This window comes from Pirellulales bacterium, assembly GCA_036499395.1.
Classification (GTDB): domain Bacteria; phylum Planctomycetota; class Planctomycetia; order Pirellulales; family JACPPG01; genus JACPPG01.
This window is the reverse complement of sequence record DASYDW010000130.1, coordinates 1-26,576: the sequence shown is the minus strand read 5'-3', so window position 1 is coordinate 26,576 and position 26,576 is coordinate 1. Positions and strand designations below refer to the sequence as shown.

General features: G+C 60.4%; 16 protein-coding genes. 8 read left to right on the top strand and 8 right to left on the bottom strand.

Going from position 1 to position 26,576, the window contains the following annotated elements; genetic code table 11:
- The first annotated feature begins 87 nt into the window (after positions 1 to 87).
- The 3 genes from VGN12_26770 (at position 88) to VGN12_26760 (ending at position 5,724) form a co-directional block, all read left to right on the top strand.
- The gene (locus tag VGN12_26770; GenBank protein HEY4313085.1) at positions 88 to 846 is read left to right on the top strand and encodes a PEP-CTERM sorting domain-containing protein; all 759 of its coding nucleotides are present in this window, start codon (positions 88 to 90) and stop codon (positions 844 to 846) included.
- A 761-nt stretch (positions 847 to 1,607) separates the two neighbouring features.
- Positions 1,608 to 5,051: a pyruvate carboxylase gene (locus VGN12_26765; GenBank protein HEY4313084.1), complete on the top strand. Its 3,444-nt coding sequence runs from the start codon at positions 1,608 to 1,610 to the stop codon at positions 5,049 to 5,051.
- 253 nt (positions 5,052 to 5,304) lie between these two features.
- Entirely contained in the window at positions 5,305 to 5,724 is a 420-nt protein-coding gene (locus VGN12_26760) for an EF-hand domain-containing protein (GenBank protein ID HEY4313083.1), read from the top strand.
- A gap of 21 nt (positions 5,725 to 5,745) precedes the next feature.
- On the opposite strand, the gene VGN12_26755 is transcribed toward VGN12_26760, so the two are convergent.
- Both VGN12_26755 and VGN12_26750 read right to left on the bottom strand, forming a co-directional pair.
- On the bottom strand, positions 5,746 to 6,441 hold the full coding sequence (locus VGN12_26755) for an SDR family oxidoreductase (protein ID HEY4313082.1): 696 nt from the start codon (positions 6,439 to 6,441) through the stop codon (positions 5,746 to 5,748).
- A 248-nt stretch (positions 6,442 to 6,689) separates the two neighbouring features.
- Entirely contained in the window at positions 6,690 to 7,601 is a 912-nt protein-coding gene (locus VGN12_26750; GenBank protein HEY4313081.1) for a ThuA domain-containing protein, read from the bottom strand.
- Between the two features lie 382 nt (positions 7,602 to 7,983).
- Between VGN12_26750 and VGN12_26745 the strand changes: the two genes are divergently transcribed.
- Positions 7,984 to 8,313, top strand: coding sequence for an ASCH domain-containing protein (locus VGN12_26745; protein HEY4313080.1), 330 nt, complete (start codon positions 7,984 to 7,986; stop codon positions 8,311 to 8,313).
- Between the two features lie 149 nt (positions 8,314 to 8,462).
- Here VGN12_26745 and VGN12_26740 read toward each other — a convergent pair whose 3' ends face one another.
- The 4 genes from VGN12_26740 to VGN12_26725 all read right to left on the bottom strand — a co-directional run bounded on the left by VGN12_26740 (position 8,463) and on the right by VGN12_26725 (position 13,442).
- Positions 8,463 to 10,562, bottom strand: a complete 2,100-nt coding sequence (locus tag VGN12_26740) for an elongation factor G (protein HEY4313079.1) — start codon at positions 10,560 to 10,562, stop codon at positions 8,463 to 8,465.
- A gap of 93 nt (positions 10,563 to 10,655) precedes the next feature.
- Positions 10,656 to 11,402 (bottom strand): 1-(5-phosphoribosyl)-5-[(5-phosphoribosylamino)methylideneamino]imidazole-4-carboxamide isomerase, encoded by a 747-nt coding sequence (gene hisA / locus VGN12_26735; protein HEY4313078.1) that lies wholly within the window; start codon positions 11,400 to 11,402, stop codon positions 10,656 to 10,658.
- Between the two features lie 236 nt (positions 11,403 to 11,638).
- Positions 11,639 to 12,736, bottom strand: coding sequence for a protein arginine kinase (locus VGN12_26730; GenBank protein HEY4313077.1), 1,098 nt, complete (start codon positions 12,734 to 12,736; stop codon positions 11,639 to 11,641).
- Positions 12,737 to 12,932: 196 nt separating this feature from the next.
- A complete protein-coding gene (locus VGN12_26725; GenBank protein HEY4313076.1) occupies positions 12,933 to 13,442 on the bottom strand; it encodes a UvrB/UvrC motif-containing protein in 510 nt (169 codons plus the stop codon).
- Positions 13,443 to 13,831: 389 nt separating this feature from the next.
- On the opposite strand from VGN12_26725, the gene trpE reads away from it, so the two are divergent.
- Positions 13,832 to 15,352 carry an anthranilate synthase component I gene (trpE, locus tag VGN12_26720; GenBank protein HEY4313075.1) on the top strand — a complete coding sequence of 507 codons (1,521 nt, stop codon included), beginning with the start codon at positions 13,832 to 13,834 and terminating at the stop codon, positions 15,350 to 15,352.
- A 641-nt stretch (positions 15,353 to 15,993) separates the two neighbouring features.
- On the opposite strand, the gene VGN12_26715 is transcribed toward trpE, so the two are convergent.
- Both VGN12_26715 and VGN12_26710 read right to left on the bottom strand, forming a co-directional pair.
- Positions 15,994 to 17,139 (bottom strand): PEP-CTERM sorting domain-containing protein, encoded by a 1,146-nt coding sequence (locus VGN12_26715; protein HEY4313074.1) that lies wholly within the window; start codon positions 17,137 to 17,139, stop codon positions 15,994 to 15,996.
- Positions 17,140 to 17,446: 307 nt separating this feature from the next.
- Positions 17,447 to 17,977: a CHRD domain-containing protein gene (locus tag VGN12_26710; protein ID HEY4313073.1), complete on the bottom strand. Its 531-nt coding sequence runs from the start codon at positions 17,975 to 17,977 to the stop codon at positions 17,447 to 17,449.
- Between the two features lie 1,468 nt (positions 17,978 to 19,445).
- Here VGN12_26710 and VGN12_26705 point away from each other — a divergent pair.
- The 3 genes from VGN12_26705 to VGN12_26695 all read left to right on the top strand — a co-directional run bounded on the left by VGN12_26705 (position 19,446) and on the right by VGN12_26695 (position 26,231).
- Positions 19,446 to 22,484: a PEP-CTERM sorting domain-containing protein gene (locus tag VGN12_26705; GenBank protein ID HEY4313072.1), complete on the top strand. Its 3,039-nt coding sequence runs from the start codon at positions 19,446 to 19,448 to the stop codon at positions 22,482 to 22,484.
- A 120-nt stretch (positions 22,485 to 22,604) separates the two neighbouring features.
- Positions 22,605 to 25,697 (top strand): PEP-CTERM sorting domain-containing protein, encoded by a 3,093-nt coding sequence (locus tag VGN12_26700; GenBank protein ID HEY4313071.1) that lies wholly within the window; start codon positions 22,605 to 22,607, stop codon positions 25,695 to 25,697.
- An 81-nt stretch (positions 25,698 to 25,778) separates the two neighbouring features.
- Positions 25,779 to 26,231, top strand: a complete 453-nt coding sequence (locus VGN12_26695) for an SRPBCC domain-containing protein (protein ID HEY4313070.1) — start codon at positions 25,779 to 25,781, stop codon at positions 26,229 to 26,231.
- Positions 26,232 to 26,576 lie beyond the last annotated feature (345 nt).

Below are 26,576 nucleotides of genomic sequence, written 5' to 3'. Positions count from 1 at the left end.
GTTGTCATCACCACAGATTTCCAGCTTCCCCCTCGGTCCGTCGACTGGGAGCAGGAAATCGCCTTCACCTGGTTTGGAGACTCTCACATGCGCCATCGCTCCACTATCGCCGCCGCTTCGTATCTACTCCTTGCGATCTGCGGTTCGGCCACTGCTAATTCCATCGGCCTGAATTTCACGGCCACGCGCTTCGGTGGTGGCCCTTATCCGATTCTGCCGAACGAATCGGCCGGCCTGGTGCCGCAGACGAATTGGAACAATACGAATCCGCTCGGCAATGGCAGCACAGCCGACGTTGCATCGCCAGTCGCTGGCACGCTTGTCGATAACACCGGGGCCGCGACGGGCGTGACGGTGCAATGGTTCAACGGCAATGCCGAAGTCAATTCCTCCGGCGGAAACACCACGCCCGACGAACGCTTGTTCCGGGGTGCGGTCGAAGGGCAGTTCTTTGGGTCGCCATCGCCACAGTTGGAGGTCACGGTGTCGAATGTTCCCTACGCACACTACGAGGTGATTGCGTACGTCGTCGGCTTCGGCTTCGCCGCCGACAGCAGCGTTCGCCTAGGGGACCAGGAATTTTTCTATACGCAATCGAGCAACTTCACGACCGACGGGTTTATCAAAGCCACGGCCACCGACTACGCCGACCGCACCTTGGCCACTTATGCCGAGTTCGACAACCTGACCGGCTCGACGTTTACGCTCGAGTTGATCCACCAGGGAGGCAACCGGCCGGCGATCGACGGCTTTCAGATCGTGGCTACGCCCGAGCCTTCGTCATGGGTGTTGATCGTGCTGGGATGCGGGCTGCTAGGGCTGCACATTCGCCAACGACGGAAATAAGGAGGCTTCTGGGTGCTACGGCCACGTCGCAACAGCGGTAAGATGGTTACCAAGGAAGGAGATTGAACGGATTCGATTCAACCTCGTTAGTAGATTGACTACGCACTGCATCTAGAAAAGAACGGATCGCCTTCTGGTCTTCGAGTGGCAGTCTTTCAATCGGGTCTCGGACGTCTGCTTCCGGAAACAATTCGCGAATCGCAGTTACATACGATGCGTTGTCGTCGTAGCTTACGTCGATCTGACGGACAGCCCACGTCCCGCGATGATCGGGCGCAATCCACGAATATGCTTGTACCGCTACTGGCAAACGGTTGCGAATAGCAACGGGGCCACGGAGAAGTTCGTAAAGGCATGGCCGGCTTTCACCTAGTCTGCTCACTCCGGAAAGGAATGCGCGCCGCTCATCAGCCCAACGCCGTCCCGACACGAGTAGTCCGAAGGCCACGGCCAGCATCGAAACGCCGATCACCAGCGTTCGCAACCTGAATCGCACGTAGCAGCCTCCCAATCGGACCAATCCTGACGTCATAACGTTGATTATAGCCCCCTCTGCACCCCACTCCGGCGACTAGAACGAAAGCCCTCCGCCGGGTAAAACAGGCTGTTCGGGGCCAGGTGTCCCGGGCCTGATCTGTGCGCGCTGCAATTGGCGGATACCCGCGGCAAAAATGCCGCTGCCGGTGCGCCCGGGCCGAACGTCCCGCCCCCCCTGGCTTTCCAGCCGGGAAGAATCGATCGTGTGCCAGAAAGATTGAGCCATGAAGCCCATCCGCAAACTGCTGGTCGCTAACCGTGGCGAAATCGCCATCCGCGTATTTCGGGCTGCCCATGAGCTTGGCATCCGCACCGTCGCGATCTACTCCCACGAGGATCGCTTCGCCCTGCATCGGCTGAAAGCGGACGAAGCTTACCCGATCGGCAAACCCGGTGAACCGCTCCGGTCGTACCTCGACATCGACGGTATCGTCGACATTGCCGTCCGGCACGAGGTCGACGCCATCCACCCCGGTTACGGCTTTTTGGCCGAGAACCCCGGGCTGCCGCGCGCCGCGAACAAAGCCGGCATCATCGTCTGCGGTCCGCCTCCCGAGGTGCTGGAGCAACTGGGCGATAAGGTCACGGCCCGGGGCATCGCCGCCTCGGTTGGTGTGCCGGTGCTGGCCGGCAGCAATCATCCACTCGCCAGTACCGACGAAGCGCTGAAGCTGGCCGAGAAGCTCGGCTACCCGGTCATGCTCAAGGCAGCCAAAGGGGGCGGCGGCCGCGGGATGCGCGTCGTGAACACGGGCGACGAGCTTCCTAACTCGCTGGCCCAAGCCCAGCGCGAGGCGCTCTCTGCCTTCGGCAGCGACGAAGTCTTTCTGGAAAAATACATCCCCCGCCCACGCCACATCGAGGTGCAACTGCTGGGCGATCAGCACGGCAACCTGGTCCACCTTTACGAGCGCGATTGTTCGCTGCAGCGGCGGCATCAAAAAGTCGTCGAGCTCGCTCCAGCGCTCAAGCTCGATCCACAAGTTCGCGACGAAATTTGCGAGGCGGCAATTAAGATCGGCCGCAAAGTGAATTATCAGAACGCCGGCACCGTCGAGTTCCTGCTCGATACCGACACCGACAAGTTCTATTTCATCGAGGTCAATCCGCGTATCCAGGTCGAGCATACCGTCACGGAAGCCGTGACCGGCGTCGACATCGTGCAATGTCAGATACTGGTCGCGCAGGGTAAACGGCTCGACAGCCCTGAGATCGATCTCGGCTCGCAAGCCGCGATCACGACGCGCGGCTACGCCATCCAATGCCGCGTCACGACCGAAGATCCCGAGAATCGCTTTCTGCCTGACTATGGCCGCATCACCGGCTATCGCTCGGCGGGGGGCACCGGCGTCCGTCTCGACGGAGGCACCGCTTTCTCGGGCGCTATGGTGACGCCGTTTTACGATTCGTTGTTGGTCAAAGTCACGGCCTGGGCCCGCCAGTTTCCGGACGCGGCCCGCCGCATGGAGCGCTGCCTGCAAGAGTTTCGCATCCGCGGCGTGAAAACCAACCTGCCGTTTCTCATCAACCTGGTCACGCATCCCGATTTCCTGGCCGGCGGCTACACGACCCGCTTTCTGGACGACACACCTGAGCTCTTCCAGTTCACCGCTTCGCGCGATCGGGCCACGAGGATTTTCCACTACCTGGGCGAAGTGATCGTCAATGGTCACTCGGCCGTAAAGAAGCGCCCCGAGAATGCGCGCCGCACGCCGGCGCCGGTTCCCGCGATCGACCTCGATAAGCCCGGACCCAAGGGGGCACGCGACAAACTGCTCGAGCTGGGTCCCAAGAAATTCAGCCAGTGGATTCTCGATCAAAAGCAATTGCTGCTGACGGACACCACATTCCGCGACGCGCACCAGTCGCTGCTGGCTACCCGCTTGCGCACGCACGACATGGTGCAGATCGCGCAGGCTTATTCACGCCTGGTGCCGCAACTGTTCTCGATCGAAATGTGGGGAGGCGCCACGTTCGACACCGCCATGCGGTTCCTCGGCGAATGCCCCTGGCAGCGCCTGGCCGACCTGCGCGAGGGGATTCCCAATATCCTCTTCCAGATGTTGTTCCGCGCCTCGAACGCCTTGGGCTACGCGAACTATCCCGACAACGTCGTGAAGGCGTTCGTCAAGGAAACCGCCGCGGCCGGCATGGACATCTTCCGCATTTTCGACTCGTTGAATTGGGTCGAGAACATGCGCGTCGCGATGGAAGCCGTGATCGAGTCGGGCGCCATTTGCGAAGCGGCCATCTGCTATACGGGCGACATCCTCGACCCGAAGCGAACGAAGTACAACCTGAAGTACTACGTCGACATGGCCAAGCAATTGGAAAAGCTCGGCGCGCACACCCTGTGCATCAAGGATATGGCCGGCCTGTGCAAACCGTACGCGGCCGAGTTGCTAGTCCGCACACTGAAACAAGAAATCGGCATCCCCATACACTTCCATACGCACGACACTTCCGGCGTGCAGGCCGGCGCGGTACTGAAAGCCGCCGAAGTGGGGCTCGACATCGCCGACGCGGCCGTGGCCCCGTTCTCAGGCCTCACGTCGCAGCCGAATCTGAATTCGCTGGTCGAGGCGCTGCGCTTCACCGAGCGCGACACAGACCTGGGCTTCGAGCCGCTGCAGCAGATTGCCGACTATTGGGCCGCCGTGCGCGAGTTTTACATTCCCTTCGAGACCGGCATGCTCGCCAGCACGGCCGACGTCTATATCGACGAAATGCCCGGCGGGCAATACACGAACTTGTATCAACAGGCCAAGGCGATCGGCCTGGCCCACCGCTGGCGCGACGTCTGCCGCGTTTACGCCGAGGTGAACCAACTCTTCGGCGACATCGTTAAGGTAACGCCCAGCTCGAAGGCGGTCGGCGACATGGCGCTGTTCATGGTCACCGGCGATCTGACGGTAAAAGACGTTCTCGATCCGCAACGCGAACTGGCCTTCCCCGAATCGGTCGTCGACCTGATCTCGGGCCGCATGGGTCAACCGCCGGGCGGATTCCCGCCGGCCGTGCAGAAGCGCATCTTGCGAAACCGCACAGCAGTGAAAGAGCGCCCGGGCGCCACGCTGCCGCCGGCCGATTTCGCCGCTGCCGAGGCCGCGGTCGAAAAGATACTGGGCCAGAAGCCGACCAACCGCGACGTCATGTCGTACTTCATGTATCCGAAAGTATTTGCCGAGTTCGCCGCCCGCCAGGAGCAATACGGCGATACCAGCGTCCTTCCTACCTCGGTCTTCTTCTACGGTCCCGAGCCAGGCGAGGAATTCACGTTCGATATCGAACGGGGGAAGACGCTGATCGTGAAGTACCTGACCCTGGGCGATCCGCACCCCGATGGCCGCCGGACCGTCTTCTTCGAGCTTAACGGCCAGTCACGCAACGTCACCGTGCAAGATCGGGCCCTGGATTCGTCGGTCGTACATCATCCCAAGGCCGACGCCAGCGACCAGAACCAGGTCGGCGCGCCGATGCCCGGCTCGGTCGTCACCGTGGCTGTGAACGCCGGCGACGCCGTGGCCAAGGGGCAAAAGCTGCTGTCGATGGAAGCCATGAAGATGGAAACCACGGTCTACGCCGAGCGCGATGGCAAAGTGGCCGAGGTCCTGGTCCGCCCTGGCACCCAGATCGAAACCGGCGACCTGCTGGTACGGTTCGAGTAGCAGTTCCGTCGAAATCTCAGCGCCGCCCGTGTTACAGCGCCAAATCTTAAGTTTCCGACCACCCTGGTACCCGGGCGTTGCGCGCCCCGAGATACCCTCACGGCACAATTTTTACCCTTTCATGGCAACCCGGACCGCGATCCGGTGTTGAATGTACTGGTAACGGTTCGCCGATCCCCAGGGCCCAACGGGTGGGCTCAAGGCAGGGTTTCGCCACAGAGAATTGGCTCCCCACGAAGAAAAGAGGCCTCGCATGCGACTGTTGATCATCGCCGCCTTGGCAGTGCTGTTGCTCGACACATCAAGCGCCTTCGCCCGCTATCCCCGTCACCGCGGTAACAGCGCAGCGCGCGCCGCGGCCGCCCAACGTCAGGCCGCCTTCCTTCAACAGTTCGACGCCGACGGCAACGGTCAGCTCGATCCCACCGAGAAGCAAGCCGCTCAGGCCGCGATCAAGCAAATGAAGGGGAAGGGAACTGGTCAGGCAGGGAACCTTGGCGGCAACACGGGCGGAAAACTGGCCAGCGACAAGAAAAAGCTCGCTGAAAAGCTCACCCCCGAGCAAAAGAAAGAGCTCGTCAAGCGCTTCGACAAGGACGGCGACGGCAAGCTGAGTGCCGAAGAGCGCGAAGCCGCCAAGCAGGCACTCAAGAAGGACGGCGAGCTCAAGTAAGCCGGGCAATCGAGATCCCGGTCAACCCGACCGCACAGCCATCGCCTCGCCGTTGTTCTTGGCCGTGATGCCCAGGATCAGCGGCACCGCGCGCTTGGCCCATTGTTCGGGGCTGGGATAGCTCTTCGCATCGGCGCCCCAGGCCGTTTGCAGCATGTCGGTATTGATCACGCCGGGGTTCAGCGGAACCGCCGCCATCCCCTCGGGCAGCTCTTGCGCCAGCGAACGCGTCAAGCCTTCGATAGCCCACTTGGTCGTGCAATAGGGAGCCACTTCCGGTGACGTCGAGCGCCCCCAGCCAGAGCTGAAGTTCACGATCACCCCCGACTGTCGCTTGACCATCGCCGGCAGAAAATGCCGCAGCACGAAGTACACCCCCGTGACATTCACGTCCATCAGGCTGGCGAATTCCGCAGGCGGAATCTCCCACAGCGGCGCCGGCCGATTCATGAGCGCCGCGTTGTTGATCAAGATGTCCGGCGTGCCGATGGCGGCCAGCACGTCATCGGCCCAACCTTTTACCTGATCCTCGTGAGCTACGTCGACACTCGCAAACCGGTGCGGCGCGGGAAAACGCCGCGCCAATTCGGCCACGGCGTCTTTATTCCGGGCCGCGCCACAGACGGTATGCCCGGCGGCGATAAACCCCTCGGCCATCGCCAGCCCCAACCCACGGCTGACACCCGACAGGGCGATAATCTTCTTTGATTGAGACATTGTTTTCGTCACGTCTGAGGGTCGGCGTTGTGAAAAACTACGGCTTGCGGGCCACGGACGGAAGCCGGGCGAATTCGTCTGGCCCACCACGCGAAGAGTAAGGCGAGAACGAGTGACTCTATTCCTAAATGGATGGAATACATGATCGCCAATACGACGGCATAAAGACCGTACCAGACGCTCAGCACTCCGAGCGTTACCTTCGCGACGGTTCGCGGACGCAAAGCCATCGGTCGATCACCTTGGCACTACGCGGGCGGCATCACACCGGCTCCGGGCGTGACTTGCTTGATGTTCGGCGTGATATCGGCCTCGGCATCGCCGCAGGTCCAGGCGATCGCTCCCAGGATGACATCCCGGAACTGTGCGCTGCTCCACACATCCTCGCGATGTCCCATCGAGGTGTAGAACACGCGTCCCTTGCCGTGCTTGCGCGCCCAAGTGGCAGGGTAGGGGGGGCGCTCGTAATCCTTCCCCTTCATCCCTTGCGTGTCCTGGATCAGGATCACGTGCAAGTCGTCGGCATAGTTCTTCAGTGAATACCACTCGTCGTTAATCTTGAACGAGTCGGCCGAATCCTTGTCGTGTACGCTGGCCAGGCCGGGGAACTTGGCGTCGGCGATCGCCATCCGCGCTACCTGCTGCGGACCGTGGCTGATGAACTCACCGCCGACCATCGCGATGTAGGGATCGACCTCGGTTTGGTTCTGCCGCTGTCCGCCCGCATCGTGGCCTGGCGAGTGGCACGTGTCGGCACCACAGTGCGAGCCAATGAACCCCTTGCCCGCCTTCACCGCCTCGAGCAGCCGCTTCTTTCCCTCGGGTGATACGGCCGGCTGGTGGTCGTTGCCGACGGTGCAGATGTCCCCTTGCGTCTGAAAGAAGAAGGCGTCGAACTCCCCGAGGTCCTTGTCGAAGATCGTCCCGTCCTTCGTACACACGACTTCGAAATTGTGCTCCTTCCCCAGATCGGTCAGCACCTTGTCGGCGTGCGACGGTTGATCGCCGTTGCGCTTGATCGAGCTGTGCTCGAACCCGCCGCTTTTGGTGAAGAACAGGATCTTGCGCTTCGGCTTGTCGGCGGCGATCGCCCACGACAGTGGCAACTGCGACAGGCCCAACGCGGCGGCAGTGGAAATCAACAGGTCGCGGCGCTTCATGGGCGAGGGTCTCCAAAAGGGCAGGGGGTGTGCGGTGAGAAAAGGCCAGCCGCAACGGATGCTGCGAGCCGGTTCATAATCCATCGGAAACAATCTCAAAGTCACGACTAGCTTACCCTCGCCCCAGGCGGAATAACAGTTGCCCAATGGCCTGGGGGGCGGCCGTCTCGGCCGCCTTGGGTTAAGACCAAGTGCCCTATTCACTGGAAAACGTCGATTAAAAATCCGCTCTGAACGTTTCTCGCTCACCAGTTCCACAGCCGGCTATTTCCCATCATTGACGCACCGCCTGCCGCGCCGCTAATTTACGGAACTCGCATCGCGCACGTCCCTATGCAAGGTCGGGCAGAAACACCCCGCCAAGCACCACGATACGAGGGAGATGCCAAACGTGCTCTTGTTCAAGAAAAAATTTCTGCCCGCCATTCGCGCCGGCGAGAAGACCCAAACCGTTCGTCTATGGAAGCACCGCCGCATGCGGCCGGGGCAGCGCAGCTACATTCCCGGGGCCGGCTATATCCAGGTCGATACCGTCGATGAAGTGCAGCTCGACGACTTGACCGACGACGATGCCCGGCGCGACGGATTCGCCAGCGTCGAGCTGTTGCGCAGCGAGATCACCGAGCTTTACGAAGATCAACTAACGGCCGGCTACCGCGCCTACCGCGTCATCTTCCACACGGTGGAAAAAGAAGCGATCAGCACGGAGTAATAGACGCCGCATGCGCAACCCCTCTCCCCCTGGGAGTGGGCAGGGTGAGGGGAATTGCCAACCCGCTTTTCAGGCGCTGCCCGCTTCAAGCAAAGGCGAAGGCGGCCGGGACGGCCGCCCCCCACTCATCACACATCTCATCACGCTGGCTACGCTTCTTCCTCTTCGTGAAGTACCGCCTTTTCGATGATCTCCTTCTGCGCCTGCGGCGGCACCACGTCGTACCGGCTGAATTCCATTGTGTAGCTTCCCTGCCCGCCGGTCATGCTCGACAGGCTGCGGGCGTACGTCGTGACCTCGGCCAACGGCACCTCGACCGTCACGGTTTGCAGATCGCCGCCGGCCGAATCCATGCCCAGCGGCCGGCCGCGCCGGCTCGACATGTCACTATTCACGTCTCCCAGCTTATCGTTGGGCACCGTGACATGCAGCTTGACGATCGGTTCCAATAGCGCCGGCCGCGCTTCGCGAAAGACATTGCGAAAGGCCATCGAACCGGCCGTCTTGAACGCCGCCTCCGAGCTGTCGACCGGGTGATGCTTGCCGAAGTAAACTTCGACCGCCACGTTCTGTACCTTGAAGCCTGCGATCACGCCGCGATCGAGCCGTTCTTTGAATCCCTTTTCGACCGCCGGCAGAAAGTTGTTCGGGATCGTGCCGCCGACGATCGAATCGACCCACAGAAAGTTATGGGCCTGGTCGTAATGGAATTCACGCATTGAGGGAAACCGCGATTTCGTAGCGTAATCCTCGATCTTCGCCCCCTCAGGCAACGGATAAACGCGAATGTGTACTTCGCCGAACTGTCCTCGCCCGCCCGATTGCTTCTTGTGGCGATAACTCCCCTCGGCGATGGCCTGGATCGTCTCGCGATAGGGAATCTTCGGCTCTTTGATGTCGACCTCAACCTTGTCGCGTCGCTTCAACCGTTCGCGCAAGATCTGCAAATGCAGCTCGCTCATGCCGGTCATGACCAATTCCTTGGTCTGCGCGTCACGATCCAGCCGTAGCGTCGAATCTTCTTCGACGATCTTATGGAGCGCGCCGGAAAGTTTTCCTTCATCGCCGCGCGTCTTGGGCGTGACGGCCAATCCCACCATCGGCGTCGGGAACGCCAAAGGTGGCAACGTGAAATCCCCCAAGCAAGTGCCGGTGTGCAGGTCCTCGGTCTTGGCCACGGCGATGATGTCCCCCGGGCCGGCCACGTCCACCGGTTCGGTCGCTCCGCCTTGCACGCGCAGCAGTTGGTGCAGCTTAACCGGCTTGCGCACTAACGAGGCATGAACCGTTTCGTCCTTCTTCAGCGTGCCGGAAAAAATCCGCATGTAGCTCAACCGCTGCACGAACGGATCGATGCGCGTCTTGAAAACTTGCGCCACCAGCGGCCCGGCCGGATCGGCCTTTACGTCAACTTCGGCCCCCTCGGCATTCTTTGCTTTGTGCGGAATCTTGTCCGGCGGCAACGCGCACAGCGCGAACGCGTCGAGCAGTTCCGAAATTCCCCCGCCAGTCTTGGCCGATACGCAGATGATCGGGATCAAGCTCCCGGCGGCCACGGCCTCGACGATCAGCCGGCCGATTTCCTCTTGTGTAGGCGGCGTCCCCTCGAAGTAGCGCTCCGTGACCGATTCATCGACTTCGATGATCGATTCGATCAGCTTGCCATTGATGGCCGCGGGATCGGTGAGCGCGCCCTTCGTGTCGGCAGGCACCGTTAGCGTGCTGACGACACCTTTGAAATCATGCCCGCTGCCGATCGGTACATTCAGCGGCACACAAGCCGTGCCAAACAGCGCGCGGATTTCCTTGAGCAGCTCCTCGAACTCGATATTCTCGAGATCCATCTTGCTGATCACGATCATCCGCCCCAGGCCGGCCTTGCCCGCCTCTTGAAACACCCGGCGCGTATTCACGCCGATGCCAGAATGGGCGTTGATAAAGATCACAGCCGTATCCGCGCCTCGCATGGCCGCGATGGTCTGCCCGATGAAGTCGGGGTAGCCCGGCGTGTCGATGACGTTGAAGAAACGTCCGCCGTGGTTGAAGTGAATCAGGCTCGATTCGACGGTGTGCTTGTGATGCTTCTCTTCTTCGTCGAAATCGCAGATGCTGGTGCCGGCGTCCAGACTGACAGGATGATTGATGGCCCCGGTTTTGGCGAGCAAGGTGTCGGCCAGCATGGTCTTGCCGGCCGAGCCGTGCCCGCAGAAAACGATGTTGCGGATGTCCTCGACTTTGTATTGAGCCATGACACCATCCTTTGGGCTTGATGCGTGATTACCTGGACGTGTGCGGACGAGAGCCGGAAGGCACTGGCCGCTCGAATAACAGCGTCGCCGGAATTACACCAATGGATTTGCTTGTCGGCTTCCTCCTTCGGCAGCGGCGGCCAGCGCCTCGCGCAGCGTGAATTTGTGTTCGTAAAGCGCCCGGCCGATGATGCAGCCGGCCAGTCCCAGCGCGGCCAACTGCCGCATGTCATCGGCGGCGTGAATTCCTCCCGAGGCGATCACGGGCAGCCGTGTCGCGGCCTGCATCTCGCGCATCGCGGCCAGGTTCGGCCCGCACAACATGCCGTCGGTCGCGATATCGGTATAGATGATCGCCGCCAGCGGCTCGTCCGAGAAATCTCGCGCGAGCTCCGTGGCCGCGACACCGCTGGTGCGCAGCCAACCGTCGGTCGCGACCTGCCCGTCACGCGCGTCGATGCCCAGCACCAAACGGTCCGGCACCTCGCGACACAACCGGCGGAACCACTCCGGCTCGGCCAGCGCGCGCGTGCCGATTACCAGCCGCGCGAGCCCCGCGTCGAGCAATTGCCGCACGGTCTGCTCATCACGAATGCCGCCCCCCAGTTCGCAAGGCACATCGACGGCGGCGAGAATTTTTTCAATCGCCGGCAAGTTCGTGGGTCGGCCGTCCCGCGCGCCATCCAGATCGACCAGGTGCAGGCACTCCGCCCCCTCGTCCACCCAATGCCGCGCCATAGCGGCCGGGTCGTCGCCGAAGATGGTCTCGCGGCCGTAGTCCCCTTGCTCGAGACGGACGCATTTGCCACCGCGCAAGTCAATAGCCGGCCAGATCTGCATATCCGCTCGCGTCCCGCGCGCCCAGAAAAGGGAAAAGACAATTCAAATATCGCACAGAAAATTTCGACAAGCAAGAGTCGGGCGAAGCCGCGCCGCAAGAAGAATCACATCGCTGTAGTCGGGCTCCGCGAGCCCGGGATTGCTCGCACAACCGTTGCGATGGGAAGGAGGTCGGGCGCAGAAAGCGTCCTGAAGATCGATCGTGGCTCAAGGCCGTGCCACTTTCGAACCCGCCCCTAGTTCTGGCTTAGCCCATCGCCGCCGCGCTCTTCCTTGTTCAGCAAGTGGCGCAGGTAGCGAGCGCGCTCGATGTTGCGGTCGGCCGTATCCAGCTCGCCGCCGGTGATCTTTTGCAGGTGGGCCGGCTGTGTATAGATAAACAGCTTGTTGACCGTGGGAATCTCGAGGTCGTGAATCAACCCCAGATTAACCCCCATGCGCACACTGGAGAGCAAGTGCATGGTTTCTTCCGAGCTGATCGTTTGCGCCGTGCGCAGGATGCCGTAAGCACGGCTCACCCGGTCGTGCAAGTTTTCGTGGCTTTCCTTCACCAGGAAATCACGCGCCTTGCGCTCGTAGTCAATGATCGTTGGGATAACGTCGCCGACCTGCTTGACCAGGTCCGCCTCACTGCGTCCCAGCGTGATCTGGTTGCTGATCTGGTAGAAGTCTCCCATCGCCTGCGAGCCTTCGCCGTACAAGCCGCGCACGGCCAGACTGATTTTCTGCAGCGAGCGAAACAGCTTGTCGATCTGCCGCGTGATCACGAGTGCCGGCAAATGCAACATCACGCTCACCCGCATGCCGGTGCCGACATTCGTAGGGCAGGCCGTGAGGTAGCCAAGGTTTTCGTTGAAGGCGTACGTCACCTGCTTCTCGACCATGTCGTCGATGCGATTGATCGTCTCCCAGGCGCTCTGCAGGTTCAATCCGCTTTGAATGACCTGGATCCGCAGATGATCCTCCTCGTTGATCATCAGGCTGATCTGTTCGTTTTCGGCAATCACCACGCCGCGCGGTCCCTCGGCGTCGGAATGCTCGCGGCTGATCAATTGCCGCTCGACGAGCAATTGCCGATCGAGCGCCGGCAGCTTGTTGACGTCGACAAACGTCATGTTGCCCAGATCTTCGATCCCCATGATGCGGCCGCGCAGCACGCGCTCGATCTCGGTCCGATCGGCCGGATTCGCGCGACTGATGAAGGGGTAGTCCGCCAGGTTGCGCGCCAGGCGGATGCGGCTGCTCATGACGATGTCGGCCTCGGGTCCCGCCCCGCGAAGCCATTCGCCACTTGTACGTGCCAGGTTCGTGAAATCCACGTTCGCTTTATCCAAAACTGTCTTGCCTTGCTCGTACTTCCCGCGCGTCTTGACGAAATGCGCTCGCCATCCGGTCGCAGGCTTAAACCCGCCAGTCGCCACCTACTGCAAGTAATCTCGCCGGACCCAATTCTGCCGCATCAATCTTGCCGCAACAGGTCCAGCTGCGAAGAACACGACCAAATACCAAAATCAATCGGCGGTAATCAAACTAGCTCGCCTGTTCGATCTGTCGAATTTCATCCCGCAACTGCGACGCCCGCTCGTAATCTTCGCTCTGGATCGCGTCCTTCATCTCGCGCCGCAACCGGATCAAATCGGTCTGCCGGTCGGTATTCCCTGGCGTCCGCTGCGGCCGCTTGCCGACGTGCCGCGTCTCGCCGTGAATGTTCAGGATCAACGGCTCCAGTTCCTTCTGAAAGCAGATGTAGTCGTGGGGGCAGCCCAGTCGACCTTCCTTGCGAAACTCGAAAAACGTGATCCCGCAAATCGGGCAGGCCTGCTGATCCAGTCGGGCCAGTTCCTCGGCCGTTTGCCCCACCGCCAGATGCTGCGCGAGCGCACCGGCCAAACTCTGCCCGCTTCCTCCCCCTTGTTCCGGTTCAGACTCGGTCAGGTACGACCGTGCATGGTGCTCGCAGAGGTGCAATTCCTGCGGCTTGCCACCGGTTAACTCGGTGATGTGAAACGTCGCCGGCTTGTCGCAGCGTTGACACTTCATGGCAGTCGTTTCTGCTCTGGGTCGGCCGGGGCCTGACAACGCCCAATCGCTTGCCGCACAGCAGGTTAGATTATGGTCGAAGAATGCCCAAGGGATTCTAACAGTACCCCCCAGAGTGTCAATGCCGACCGGGACTTGCGCTCAGTGACACGCGATCGAATCAGGGGCCGACCGGCGCGCGAACCTTCACTCAGCGCACAACGCAGCAGCTTCGGTTGTCGCTATTTTCGCTCGCTGCTAAGCTGCAACCCACGACCGCCGCCAGACGCGTAACGCACGGCTCGATGCTGCGCCGCTTACGAACGCGAACCTGGCCCACACGGCGACGTCCTGTTAGCTGATGGGTCGCGCGGCGTGTCAGAACGCTCCTCGGAGAACAACAGACTCGGATGGGACACTTTCCCGATTTCGACACTTTTTGTCGCCTCGCCACGGGGGTGCATCTCGTCCCGGTTTATCGTCGCCTGCTTAGCGACATGCTGACCCCGGTCACGGCCTGCCGCCGTGTCGACGCCGGCCGTGGCGCGTGCCTGTTCGAAAGCGTCGTCGGAGGCGAACGGGTCGGACGCTATAGCTTCGTCGCCGCCGGGCCGTTTCTGGAATTCGAAGCCCGCGGCCACGATGTCACGATCACGAACCTCACCGGAACGGTGCCACGAAGCGAAACTTTTCACTCGGACGATCCGCTCGAGGATCTCAAGTCGCACGTCAATCGCTGGCGGTCGGCCACGCTCCCCGATTTACCGCCGTTCTGCAGCGGCGCCGTCGGATACGCCGGCTACGACGCCGTACGCTACGTCGAGAATTTGCCTAACGCCCCGACCGACGATCGTGGGCTGCCCGACCTGGCGTTTGCTTTTTACGACCACATGCTGGTCTTCGACAACATTACGAAGACCATGACCGCCGTGGCCATGGCCCGACTGGACGACGAGCAGCGTTCGGCCGCGGATCTACGCCTTGCGTACGACGAAGCCTGCCGCCGCGTCGATGTGCTAGTCGAGCAAATGGCCACGCCCGGCGCCGATCCCCGGCCTGTTGATATCGCCACGCGGGGCGAGCCACGTATAACGTTCGAATCGAACTTCACGGCCGCCACGTTCGAGACCGCCGTCGAACGCTGCCTGGAATACATTCGCGCCGGCGATATTTTTCAGGTCGTTCTCAGCCAGCGTTTGAAAACCAAGATCACCGCCCCCGCGTTCGAAATCTATCGCACGCTGCGCGTCGTGAATCCCAGCCCATTCATGTTCTACCTGCGTACGCCGCAGGTGACATTGGTCGGCAGCTCGCCCGAAATCCTGGTCCGCTGCATGCATGGCGAAGTAACCGTCCGCCCACTGGCCGGCACCCGCCCGCGCGGCGCCAACGAAGAAGAAGACCGCCGTCTGGCCGAAGAGCTACTCGCCGACCCCAAAGAGCGGGCTGAGCACGTCATGCTCGTCGATCTGGGGCGCAACGACGTGGGCCGTGTCGCCCGCTACGGCAGTGTCGAGCTGTCGGACGTCATGACGGTCGAACGCTACAGCCATGTCATGCACATCACGTCGAATGTCACAGGCCAGCTCTCGCCCGGCTGTGACGCCTTCGACGCGCTGCGCGCCTGTCTGCCGGCCGGAACGGTCTCAGGCGCACCCAAGGTCCGAGCGATGCAGATTATCGACGAGCTCGAGCCACATCGTCGTGGGCCGTATGCCGGAGCCGTCGGTTACTTCGACTTCAACGGCAACATGGACACGTGCATCGCCTTGCGCACGATCGTGATCCAGGACGGCATTGCTTACGTGCAAGCCGGCGCAGGGCTGGTCGCCGATAGCATTCCGGCGGCCGAATATCAAGAAACGCTCAACAAAGCCCGCGGCCTGCTCAAGGCGATCGAAATCACCGAAGACCGCATGCGCGGCGATTGATAGCGAGTGGGCCGCTCGGCGCATCAGCAATTTCGTCCGCGACTCAACGACAGCCAGCGAGCGCCGCTTTATTGTTGTGGCATGGAATTGTGCGGCCAATGAACGATTTTGTCTTCGCGCCATATCACAGCTTCAGGGAACAGTCGCGCGATTCGTTCCGCATTTTCCGCGGCAGTGCTTTTCGGCACGATTACCGCCGTGGCTTCCCCGTAGTCGCCGAGCGCGCGGTCGAGTTTTAGTAGCCAATTCGGCCGTGGGTGTGCGCTTTCACCGCTGCCAAGCACTCGTCCCCCAAGAGTCTCGATTTGCGCGATCGCTAGGCAACGCTTCTTCGCTCTTTCGACCTGCGACCGAAACCAAGCTCCGCCCAAGCCCAACATCACAACGCCAATTACTATCGTGCCGATACTGAGCTGCAACAATCGTCGGCGAATGGGCGGAGTAAAGTTCACGGGGCAATGGTTCCTGTCGCCTTAGAACGCGCCGGCTCGTGCTGCGTCCGCTTCATTGCCGGAATCAGCAGGGCAAGGAGAATTGCTACGATCAGCGCAACGGCCACCAACTCGTACCGATGCGGCCGATACCAAGGACGTTTTTGATGATCATTCATGCCCTGATTCTACTGCGCGCTCGCGATGCGATCACCGTCGACGACGAATCGCCAACAGCGCCAGACCGCCGAGTGCGGCGAGCATGAGCGTCGACGGCTCGGGGACATCGTGAAGCACTACTATGCCGGACGCCACGGCGACCGGATACGCCTTGTTTTCGACCTGGCTGACGAGCGTTCTATTGCCAGTTGTGGGGTCAATCGACAAGAGCGCTCCCGTATAATTTATTGCCAGGATAGCGCCGTTGTCGGCTGTAGTAATGGCAAGCGACTGCAACACCGGCCCGGATCCGATGACGGGGGTGCCCGTCGGTTGCGTTGGCGTCGGATCAAAAGTCTCGGAAACAGCAACGCGATCGCCGGTTGCGGGATCGATCCGGTAAATGCCGAAGTAACTCGAGTTGTCGCCCTGGCTCGTCGACGATAAACCCAGGGCGTATAGGTTTCCCGCTGAGTCGAACGATAAATCGGCAGGCGAAATCGTAGGGCCGGTGCCAACGGTTGAACTGGAGAGAATGCTCGCCGCGCCCGTCACGGCACTAATTTTGTAAAGCGCAGGAAAGTTCGAGCCCACGTAAAGATCGGTTCCCAGACTCGCGAAACCGTACAATGGCTCTACCGTATCGATGCCGGTAATCGCAAAGGGGGTGACGACCCCGGTCGTCGGATCGATGGTTTCGAGTCCTCCCTTGGTCGTGGCAAAAATGGTGTTCCCCACCTGCCTGGCCGCATTAATCACGCCGCTGTCGGTCGAGCTTGTGATATCGGCGATGAGCGATCGATTGCCTGTGTTGGGATCGACCCGATAAAGGCGCGACTCGTATTGAGAAAGCGCATTAACTGCTGACTGATTATCGACCACTAACAAGCTGCCGTCGTTTTGCTGGCTGATATATCGAATGTTCGAACCGCCGCTACTGGCGTCGAAGGTAAGCGACGGCCCCGTTCCAATCGCGTCGCCGGAAAGTACAGATGTTGATCCCGTCGTCGGATCTACCGCGATCAAACGCGTGTCCGGATTGGCGACTTGCTGTGGGTTATCTGATACGCCCACGACAATCGTTCCGGGGGCCAGCGTCGTCGCCCAGGCCTGGTGCGCGGAGGAAAGCCCATCGCACGAAAGCATAGAAAAACAAATCGCAATGAGCGCATAGGCGCGCACTTTTCTACCAAACATGTCCCGCTCCTCTTCTCGAAGGAATGAACAATGGATGAAAACAATGCTCTTTGATGAACGACACAAGTGGAGAAGCCATTGCCGAAGACGCTGCTACGAGGGCCCGATGAACAAATAGACCCAACGACCTTCGAGGCGTGCGCGCAACGAATAAGAAAGAAGATCAAATAAAGGCGCGAGCCAAGAGAGATTAGCAGCGGCTGCTAACAAAGGATTATTAGAGAGGTCGCGCTCACGAGCGTTGCTCCAGATGGAAACCACCTTGAAAATAACCCCATACCGGGGTGAAATGCAAGTGAAAGCGCGGCTACCACGCCGATACGCGCCGTCGCATCGCCAGCAATGCCAAGACGCCGAGTCCGGCGAGCACCAGTGCAGAAGGCTCGGGCAGCACTTGAAGCTCGCCGCGGATCTCGCCGCCCGGAAAGAGCGAATCGGTGATGTTGATGTATGTGATCCCGGCACTCATGTCCAAGACCTGCTGCGCGGTCAACGGCACGGTCCCCTGGAATGTGCCCGAAGTCGTGCCTGGCGAATCGAGCGTGAAGGTACCGATTACCGGTCCCGTCGTACCTGGCGCGCCATCGTTGAGAGTCACAGTCAGAGCCCCGGCCAGCAGGTTACTATAAATGCCGTCTCCCGCCTGGATCGAGAAGGTGCTCAACGTCGTGTTAAGAAAACCATGGACTTCACCAAGGGCCGGCGAGGCGTTGGGCGGCACCTGATGCAGGCCATCGGGGAATGCGTCCATGTTCATGCCCGATGCATTCACGTTGCATACGAGCACCACGAAAACGAGCGTAAATCCGATAGTGAATGAAACATAGGAGCGATTCATTTGTTGGTATCTCTGTAAAGGACTAAGAAGTGTAACCCGTAGTAAATCTAGTTGCACGATTCACAGATGTCGCGACGCAATCACCGTCGACGGCGCAACGTACCCCGCCAGCGCGGCGAGCGTAAACGTTTAGCGATCGGAAAGCCAACGGAAACGTGCGAATTACCGCGACAGGTGCAAAGGATATTCCCGGTACACGATGCCGGCCGAGTCGCAGAAGGCGAGATTGAGTGGCCGGCTTTACCAGGGGTTAAGAGCTGCTAGGGCAGAGCTTAGGCGGCTATTTACAAAATTGCAATGAGTGAGCACCTGCGCCCATGAACTTACAACCACTTTTGTCGTGCGCGCATAAAAAGACCGCCGGACGGTGTTCGGGTACCATCCGACGGCCAGCCCTGACGCTCGCAGCGCCTCGGCGTATGGGTTAAACACCACAGGTATTGATAGGTGTCGAATCACCGCGCAAACGTGGCGCATGAAAAAGGGCCACCCGGCAGCGTGACCAAACCGAGCGGCCCCGGCTGAGCACTCGCCACAGCCGTGAGCCATTACCCGGAAAAATGCTGACTGGTTTCGGGAATGCCAACCATCCCAGCGCCATCGGGCCCTAGGTCACGGCATTATCGTCTTTCCCAAAATAGCTTTGCGTCGTCAAAGGAGGCAGCTATCCGCAGGCGTGGCACGCGTTACTCCTTGCCGTAAGCCCGAAGTGAGTCGCCTCGATGAAACCTAATGAAATCGCGGATTTCTTCACGAATTCTTATTGAAATCCATTCCCACAGAACGCTAGAATCCGGGTGGAACAAGACAAGAGCACCTCTTTGCCGGTTTCGGCAGCGGCTGCTTATGCGCGAGGGCGGGCATAGTAGGCGAGCTTTTTTATCTCGGCGCTTCCCCTGCGCGCTCGCATGGCCGTGGCTCGCCAATCAGGAAATCGCACACTTTCGGCCGGCACACACCCTGCGAGTTTCAGCGCCGCAAGATCCTTCGCCACAAGAATCACCACGGCGTGATCTGTCGAACGAAGATTCCGGGCTTATTCATCCTGTCCGTTCATTCAGCCCGCCCGGCAACCCCCTCGTGACACAGCAAGCCGTACGATCGCGTCCGTTCTGGCATTCGCATCGCTACCGCATGACTTCTCGGGGAGGAACGCTCGTGAGCCTCTGAACGATTCGTGGTGCCAAGCGCCAGCGGGGTCGATCAGCGTAGGTTTCATTCGTTCCCATTTCTCGCCCCAACGGTTCTCTCGCGCCACGACCATCCATTGGTCGTTGTTGGCTGCGCGCGAAGCGCCAGGTTCAGGGACTCTGCGTCCCTCAATCCCTGCTGCGCCTGACGTCGCCGCCGCACCCCGTGCGTGGCAATTCGCTGCGCTGCATGCGCTCGCGATTACTTCATTCGCGTTATGTCGAGCGATGCGGCGCGACTGTTTCATCAACAATCTTTCCCGGAAGAGAAGCCTAACATGACCAAGCACACTGCTTGCCAACGCAGACCGGTCCTGGCGACCCTCTGCCTCATGGCTTTCGTTTTATTAGTTCTTGCTTTCGACACCTTGCCCGCCGTGGCCGCCGATTACTCGTGGGCCAATCCGGTCTCCGGCGATTTCGATGGTCCCACGAATTGGACTCCCGCCGGCGGGCCGCCAGGGGCGAACGACACCGCGATCTTCAATCTCGGTTCGACAGGTTACACCGTATCCAGCACGCTGGCAGACACGCTGCAACAATTGCGCGTCGACAACGACACCGTGACCTTTCAAAGCATTTCCGGACGCTCGCTGTCGGCAACCGGGACCACTTTGCCCGCCATTTCGTTCGGCAACAACGCGGGTGACATAGCCAACGTGACGCTCAAGCGTTCGCTGACGGGCGTCAATGACGCGGTCGGTTACGCTGCTGGATCGCAGGCCACGGCGACGCTTCTTGGCACTTCTTGGACCGACACGAATCTCTATATCGGATACGCCGGCCAGGGCACCGTCAACCTCCCGAACTCTTCGTCGCTCTCTAGCACGAACTCAATGGTGCTGGGTTATCAAGCCGGCTCGCAGGGAACCGTGACCCAAAGTGGCGCCGGCATCGGGTTGCAAGGCGGCTCGCTCATCGTAGGCGGCAGCGGCGCCGGCACGCTGAGCGCTGTACGCGCAAGCTTCAACCAGATCATTCTTGGCCAGAACACCGGCTCAACGGGGACGGCTACTGTTGGTTCCGTTGAAACCGAATCGGGCGGGAATCTTGTCGTCGGCCAGAATGGCAACGGAAGCATGTCTCTCATTAGTGGCGGCAGCGTGAGTGGGGCACTGGTCATTGGCCAGAATGTCGGCTCGCAGGGGACGACGTCCTTGACGAACTCCCACTCGTTTCTGACCGTCTATGGCATCAGAGGTGAACCAAGCGTAATTGTCGGGGGATCGGGACAGGGTTCGCTATCACTGTCTAATGCGGCAACGCTGAACTCCGGCCCAATGGTCGTTGGACAGTCGGTCGGATCTGTCGGCGAGGTTGACATTACCGGAGCAAAATCCCGATTGGACGCATCAGATTTGGAAATCGGAAACGCAGGCAAGGGCACACTTACCGTCTCTGCAGGTGGCAACGCAGAGGCTCAAAATCTTTCCATCGCTACAACGGCCGGCGCTAGCGGTGCGATATCTGTCGATGGAGCGGGATCGAGCGTGATTGGTAATGGGGAACTGACCATTGCCAGCAGCGGTATCGGATCACTCGCAATTACCAATGGCGGCAGCGTGGACGCTAAAGGCAGCACTACGGTAGGCGCGAATACTTCCTCTCAAGGTGGCATTACTGTGGACGGCGCCGGATCGATCCTCCGCACCGGCGATCTCACGACAGCAGGCGCCGGCCATGGCAACATCGCGGTCACCGCGGGGGGAGAGTTGGATGGCGGCACCAACGTGATCGGTCGCGATCACGACTCGCATGGATCAATCTCGATCGACGGGGCGCAATCCACGTTCCTGCTGGCCGGTGCAGCGATCGGTCAGGCGGGGCAGGGGAGTCTTACGCTCAGTGGCGGAAGCCTCACCACTGCCAAGGGTGATATGATTGTGGGCCAGGCGGCAACCGGTGTCGGCACCCTGACCGTCGACGGCGCCATGGCAACTGTGCAGAACCTGGTTGTCGCGCAGGACGGCATCGGCGCGGCCACATTCAGCAACGGCGCAAACGTGACCGCTCAGAATGTGACCATCGGCGCCGACAAAGGTGCAAACGGAAGCATCTCGGTCACAGGTTCGGGGACAGCCTTGACCGCATGGGCGCTATCGATCGCACCGGCGGGAAGCGGGCAACTGAGCGCCTCGGACGGTGCGGCTGTCTCAGCGACTAGCGTCACGATCGGCGGCGCAGGATCGTTAAGCCTCGTCAGCGGGGCGACCCTCATCAGCACCGACCTCACAATTTCTCCGCTCGGGCAGCTCTCGCTAGCTGGCGCCGGCACGAAATATTCCGTGCCACCCTCTAACGGTCCGCTACAGATCGCGGGCGTAGCAACGATCTCGAACGGCGCCTCTTGGATAACGCCCACTGCGGTCGAAGTGGGAAACCTTGCGGCCAATCCCGCGTCGGTGACAGTCTCGGGCGCAGGTTCGCAATGGAATGCATCGAGCACGTATGGAAGCTTGACGCTAGCTGCGGCCTCTCAATTGGCCGTGAATAATAGCGGCGCCGTCACCGCGTCAACGATCGTCGACGAGGGAGCCATCCTCGTAAACACTGGCGCGACATTGTCCGCAACAAACTCGCTCGGGGTCTTGGGAATTCTGCAGGTAGGAACGGGCGCAAGCGTGATCACGCCTTCTTTGTCGTTATTCCAGGGCCGCACAGTCGATCTGAGTGGCGGAGGAACGGTCATCGTTGGCGCAACGGCGCCTACCGCAACTGTTCTTGATTCATTCACGACGAATGCCGCGCCATCTGGGAGTCTAATTCAAATCGAGACTGGCGGACATTTCACCACGAGAACGGACGTCGCTGCCCCGTTTAACGGTATATATTCTGTCACCGGCTCGATCCTCAACCAAGGCGGTACGGTGAATCTGCAAGGAGAGAGCCTACCCTCGCAACTCGATGTATCAGGCGACTTCACGCAGCAGTCCGGAACGCTCGCTCTGCTAATGATAGGATCAACCAGCAACGCCAGCAATGAACTGCACGTGGCGGGCAACGTCTCGCTGTCCGGTGAACTGGAACTGGACATCGCTTCCAGCCAAGAGTCGCCCGTACACGCCGGCGCAACCTTCGACCTGATCTTCGCCGCTGGCAACTTCGACACCTCGGGCCTTACTGTCGTGGCCAAGGGCGCGTTCGGAGTTCCGTTGCCCGCGGGTTTTGCCTATACGACGCAACTCTCGGACGGCGTCTTTTCCATGACCGTTACCTCGGTCCCCGAACCCTCGACGCTAGTGCTGACTGGTCTGTGTGCCCTGGGTGTTGTACTGCGGCGGCGACGGGCATCAATCGTCAAAAAAGTGATTAGTTGAAGTCCCTTTTCTGGCTTGTGAAGTTGCATTGTATATGCTCGCGATTACTTCATTCGCGTTATGTCGAGCGATGCGGCGCGACTGTTTCATCAACAATCTTTCCCGGAAGAGAAGCCTAACATGACCAAGCACACTGCTTGCCAATGCAGACCGGTCCTGGCGACCCTCTGCCTCATGGCTTTCGTTTTTGTCGTTCTTGCATTTGAGATTTCGCTCGCCGTGGCCGCCGATTACTCGTGGGCCAATCCGGTCTCCGGCGATTTCGATGGTCCCACGAATTGGACTCCCGCCGGCGGGCCGCCAGGGGCGAACGATACCGCGATCTTCAATCTCGGTTCGACAGGTTACACCGTATCCAGCACGCTGGCAGACACGCTGCAACAATTGCGCGTCGACAACGACACCGTGACCTTTCAAAGCATTTCCGGACGCTCGCTGTCGGCCACCGGGACCACTTTGCCCGCCATTTCGTTCGGCAATAACTCGGGTGACGTCGCCAATGTGACGCTCAATCGTCCGCTAAAGGGCGTGAACGACGCGGTCGGGTACGCTGCCGGATCGCAGGCCACGGTGACGCTCGGATCGGGCAATGTTTCTTGGACGGACACGAATCTCTATATCGGATACGCCGGCCAGGGCACCGTCAACCTTCCGATCTCTTCGACCCTCTCGAGCACGAACTCGATGGTGCTTGGTGATCAAACGGGGTCGCAGGGAACCGTGACCGTTGGTAATTCCGGGGCCGCCGTCAACACGAGCTCTCTCATCGTAGGCGGCAGCGGTACCGGCAAGCTATCGGTTACTGCGGGAAGCATCGGATTCAAAAACCAAATGATCGTCGGCCAGAACGCCGGTTCGACGGGCACCGCGACTCTCGATGGCAAGAATTCGACGTTCGTCGTCAACTCCGGGGCCAACCTCATCGTTGCCCAAGACGGTCAGGCATCGATGTCACTTACCAATGGCGCCGCCGGAATCTTGAATGGAACTCTGGTTATCGGACAAGATGCTGGATCGCAAGGAAGTTTCACCATCGCGGATGTCAACTCCAAATTGCAGATCGGCAGTGGCATCCCAACGACTCCAGACGTGACGGTTGGCGCCGCGGGCCAAGGATCGCTTTCGCTGTCTGGCGGAGGAAACCTTCTTTCGCTCGGCCCGGTCGTCGCAGGACAGTCGGCAGGCTCCGTCGGCACGATTAGCGTCGCCGGAACCAATTCCGGTATAGGGGTATCTTCTGGAGGACTTACGATTGGTGTCGCCGGGCAAGGCGATCTCTCCGTCACGGGGGGCGGCTCGATTCTTGCCACGGGATTGGCCGTCGGCTCTTCGGCCGGTTCGCATGGCGCCGTAACGGTCGATGGAACAGGATCGAAAATTGCCGGGGTCAGCGTCACGACGATCGGGGTCTCGGGCTCCGGCTCGCTCGACATTACCAATGGAGGCAACTTAGGCGCTAACTCGTCCCTCATCGTAGGCGCCAATGCTTCGTCACAAGGAACGGTCACCCTGGACGGTACCGGATCGATCCTCAGCGCCGGCAATCTCACGACAGGAGGCGCCGGCCATGGCAGCATCGCCGTCACCGGCGGTAGCGAACTATTGACATCCAGCAGCACGATCATCGGCCGTGATCAGGCATCCCAAGGAACAATCTCAGTCGATGGAGCACAATCAAAATTTGTGCTGGCCGGCTCGACGATCGGCCAGTCAGGTCAGGGAAATCTTAAGCTCAGCGGCGAAAGCGTTACGACGGCCAGCGGCAAAATGGTCGTTGGTCAGGCGGTGGGCGGCGCCGGCAACGTGACCATTAGCGGAGCCACCGCCAATTTGCAGAATCTCGTCGTCGCTCAGGACGGCACCGGGCAATTCAACCTCCAGGGCGGTGGAACCGTCGCCGCTCAAGACGTGACGATCGGCGCCGACATCGGCGCCAATGGAAGCATCTCGGCTTCCGACTCCGGCACAACCTTAACTGCGAGAAACCTGTCGATTGGCACCGGCGGAGTGGGACAGCTCAGCGCTTCGAACGGCGCTGCTCTTTCGGCAACCAGTAATGTCATCATTGGCGGCACCGGCTCGTTAAGCCTCGCCAGCGGGGCCACGCTCAGCAGCCAGTCACTCACCATCGCACCGACGACGGCCACGGCTACCGGCCAAGGCCAGCTCTCACTGGACGGCGCAGGCACGAAGTACACCCTGGCAAGCTTCGGAAGCCCGATGCCAATGGGGGGCGCAGTAACGATCTCAAACGGCGCCACTTGGACCACGGCACCGCCAATTAATGTAGGCGCCTTCATCGGCAATAAAGCCTTGGTGACGGTCTCGGGCGCTGGTTCGCAATGGAATTCATCCGGTTCGCCCCAAGTCTTTGATATCAACATCAACAGCACCTCTCAATTGGTCGTTAATAATAAAGGCGCCGTCACGGCGCCCACCATTGCCGACTATGGAACCATCAGCATGAACACCGGCGCGACATTGTCCACCTCGAATACGCTCGACGTCGCCGGCAGCTTGGAGGTAGGGACGGGCGCCAACATAACTTCGCCCTCGTTGGTATTGGTCGGGGGCAGCAACGTCGATCTCAACGGAGGAGGAACGGTCACGCTAGGCAGCGCAACTCCTGCCGCCACAGTTCTCGATGCATTCACGTCGAATGCCGTGCCCAGCGGGGGCATGATCCAGATCGACGTTGGCGGAATCCTCAGCGCCGAGCCGCTCAACACGGGACCGATTGGAGGAGTCAGCTCGGTCACCGGCACGATCCTCAACCAGGGTGGCACCGTCTCCTTGCAAGGAGAAAGCGTGCCGTCGCATCTCAATGTCTCGGGCGACTTCACGCAGCAGTCCGGAACGCTCGCTCTACTGATGGCAGGTACGCCCTACAACGCCAGCAATGAACTGCATGTGGCGGGAAATGTTTCTCTATCCGGTGTTTTGGAACTCGACATTTCATCTTTTCAGGATTTTCCCGTGCATGTCGGCGAAACCTTCGACCTGATCTTCGCCAGCGGCAACTTCAATACGCCTGGCCTTACGGTCGAGGCCAAGGGGGCCTTCGGAGTTCCGTTGCCCGCTGGATTCGCTTACACAACACAACTCTCGGACGGCGTCTTTTCGATGACCGTCACTTCGGTGCCCGAGCCCTCGACGCTCGTGCTGACTGGTCTGTGTGCCCTGGGTGTTGTACTGCTGCGGCGACGGTCGTAGCATGTTCGCGGCACAGGCGGCGGGGACATTCAGCCCGTCGCCTGCGACCGCTCGACTATCCCGTCATGGCCAAGGCACAAGATGAACCAACCATCCACAGTACGGGTAGTCGTGACGCATCGCTACGACGTCGCGCCGGCGAAAGTTTTCGAAGCTTGGCTCAAACCCGAACTGCTGAGCCAGTGGATGTTCGGCTCGCACCTGCGTGACGAAACCATCGTGAGGTTGCACACGGACGCCTGCGTCGGCGGGTCGTTTTCCTTTGTCGTCGAGCGGCAAGGACAGGAAATCGACCATGTGGGCGAGTACTTGGAAGTCGATCCCCCGCGCCGCCTGGCCTTCACCTGGGGCATCCGCGCAAACCTCCCCGAAACCAGCCGTGTCGTCATCGAGATCAAGCCAGTCGCCACCGGCTGCGAATTAGCGCTGACGCACGAACTCGACCCAAAATGGTCCGACTTCGCCCCACGCATCGAAGCAAGCTGGGCTACGATGCTCGCGGCGCTCGCCAAAATCTACGAGCAGCCGAAATAACGGGCGTTCACCCACGGAGCGACGCAAGTCGGCCGAGGGCAGCAGGCAGAAGAATAAGTGATGAGTGCTGAATGATGAATGATGAATGGGGTAAACAAACCATCACCACAAAGCCGATCGCAACAAACACCAGCCCGCAGCGCCAGCGAGGGTTCTTTCTTCGCCACTCATAGTGTTCGCACTTCGAAGCGGCATTCGCATTTTGTAGGGTGCGTCCGCGACGCACCACATTGTTCTCTCGGCGTCCCAACTGCCATCGAAGACATTTCGATCCGCAGATGACGCAGATTCTCGCAGATGCATAACGACAAATGAAAGACGGTGCGTCACGGGCGCACCCTACCT

What these genes read in the sequence shown, in the direction of transcription:
- VGN12_26765 (HEY4313084.1), top strand. Translation starts at nt 1,608, where the DNA reads ATGAAGCCCATCCGCAAACTGCTGGTCGCTAACCGTGGCGAAATCGCC.
- VGN12_26770 (HEY4313085.1), top strand. Translation starts at nt 88, where the DNA reads ATGCGCCATCGCTCCACTATCGCCGCCGCTTCGTATCTACTCCTTGCG.
- VGN12_26705 (HEY4313072.1), top strand. Translation starts at nt 19,446, where the DNA reads ATGACCAAGCACACTGCTTGCCAACGCAGACCGGTCCTGGCGACCCTC.
- trpE (HEY4313075.1), top strand. Translation starts at nt 13,832, where the DNA reads ATGGGACACTTTCCCGATTTCGACACTTTTTGTCGCCTCGCCACGGGG.
- hisA (HEY4313078.1), bottom strand. Translation starts at nt 11,402, where the DNA reads ATGCAGATCTGGCCGGCTATTGACTTGCGCGGTGGCAAATGCGTCCGT.
- VGN12_26740 (HEY4313079.1), bottom strand. Translation starts at nt 10,562, where the DNA reads ATGGCTCAATACAAAGTCGAGGACATCCGCAACATCGTTTTCTGCGGG.
- VGN12_26725 (HEY4313076.1), bottom strand. Translation starts at nt 13,442, where the DNA reads ATGAAGTGTCAACGCTGCGACAAGCCGGCGACGTTTCACATCACCGAG.
- VGN12_26745 (HEY4313080.1), top strand. Translation starts at nt 7,984, where the DNA reads ATGCCAAACGTGCTCTTGTTCAAGAAAAAATTTCTGCCCGCCATTCGC.
- VGN12_26695 (HEY4313070.1), top strand. Translation starts at nt 25,779, where the DNA reads ATGAACCAACCATCCACAGTACGGGTAGTCGTGACGCATCGCTACGAC.
- VGN12_26760 (HEY4313083.1), top strand. Translation starts at nt 5,305, where the DNA reads ATGCGACTGTTGATCATCGCCGCCTTGGCAGTGCTGTTGCTCGACACA.
- VGN12_26700 (HEY4313071.1), top strand. Translation starts at nt 22,605, where the DNA reads ATGACCAAGCACACTGCTTGCCAATGCAGACCGGTCCTGGCGACCCTC.
- VGN12_26750 (HEY4313081.1), bottom strand. Translation starts at nt 7,601, where the DNA reads ATGAAGCGCCGCGACCTGTTGATTTCCACTGCCGCCGCGTTGGGCCTG.
- VGN12_26755 (HEY4313082.1), bottom strand. Translation starts at nt 6,441, where the DNA reads ATGTCTCAATCAAAGAAGATTATCGCCCTGTCGGGTGTCAGCCGTGGG.
- VGN12_26715 (HEY4313074.1), bottom strand. Translation starts at nt 17,139, where the DNA reads ATGTTTGGTAGAAAAGTGCGCGCCTATGCGCTCATTGCGATTTGTTTT.
- VGN12_26710 (HEY4313073.1), bottom strand. Translation starts at nt 17,977, where the DNA reads ATGAATCGCTCCTATGTTTCATTCACTATCGGATTTACGCTCGTTTTC.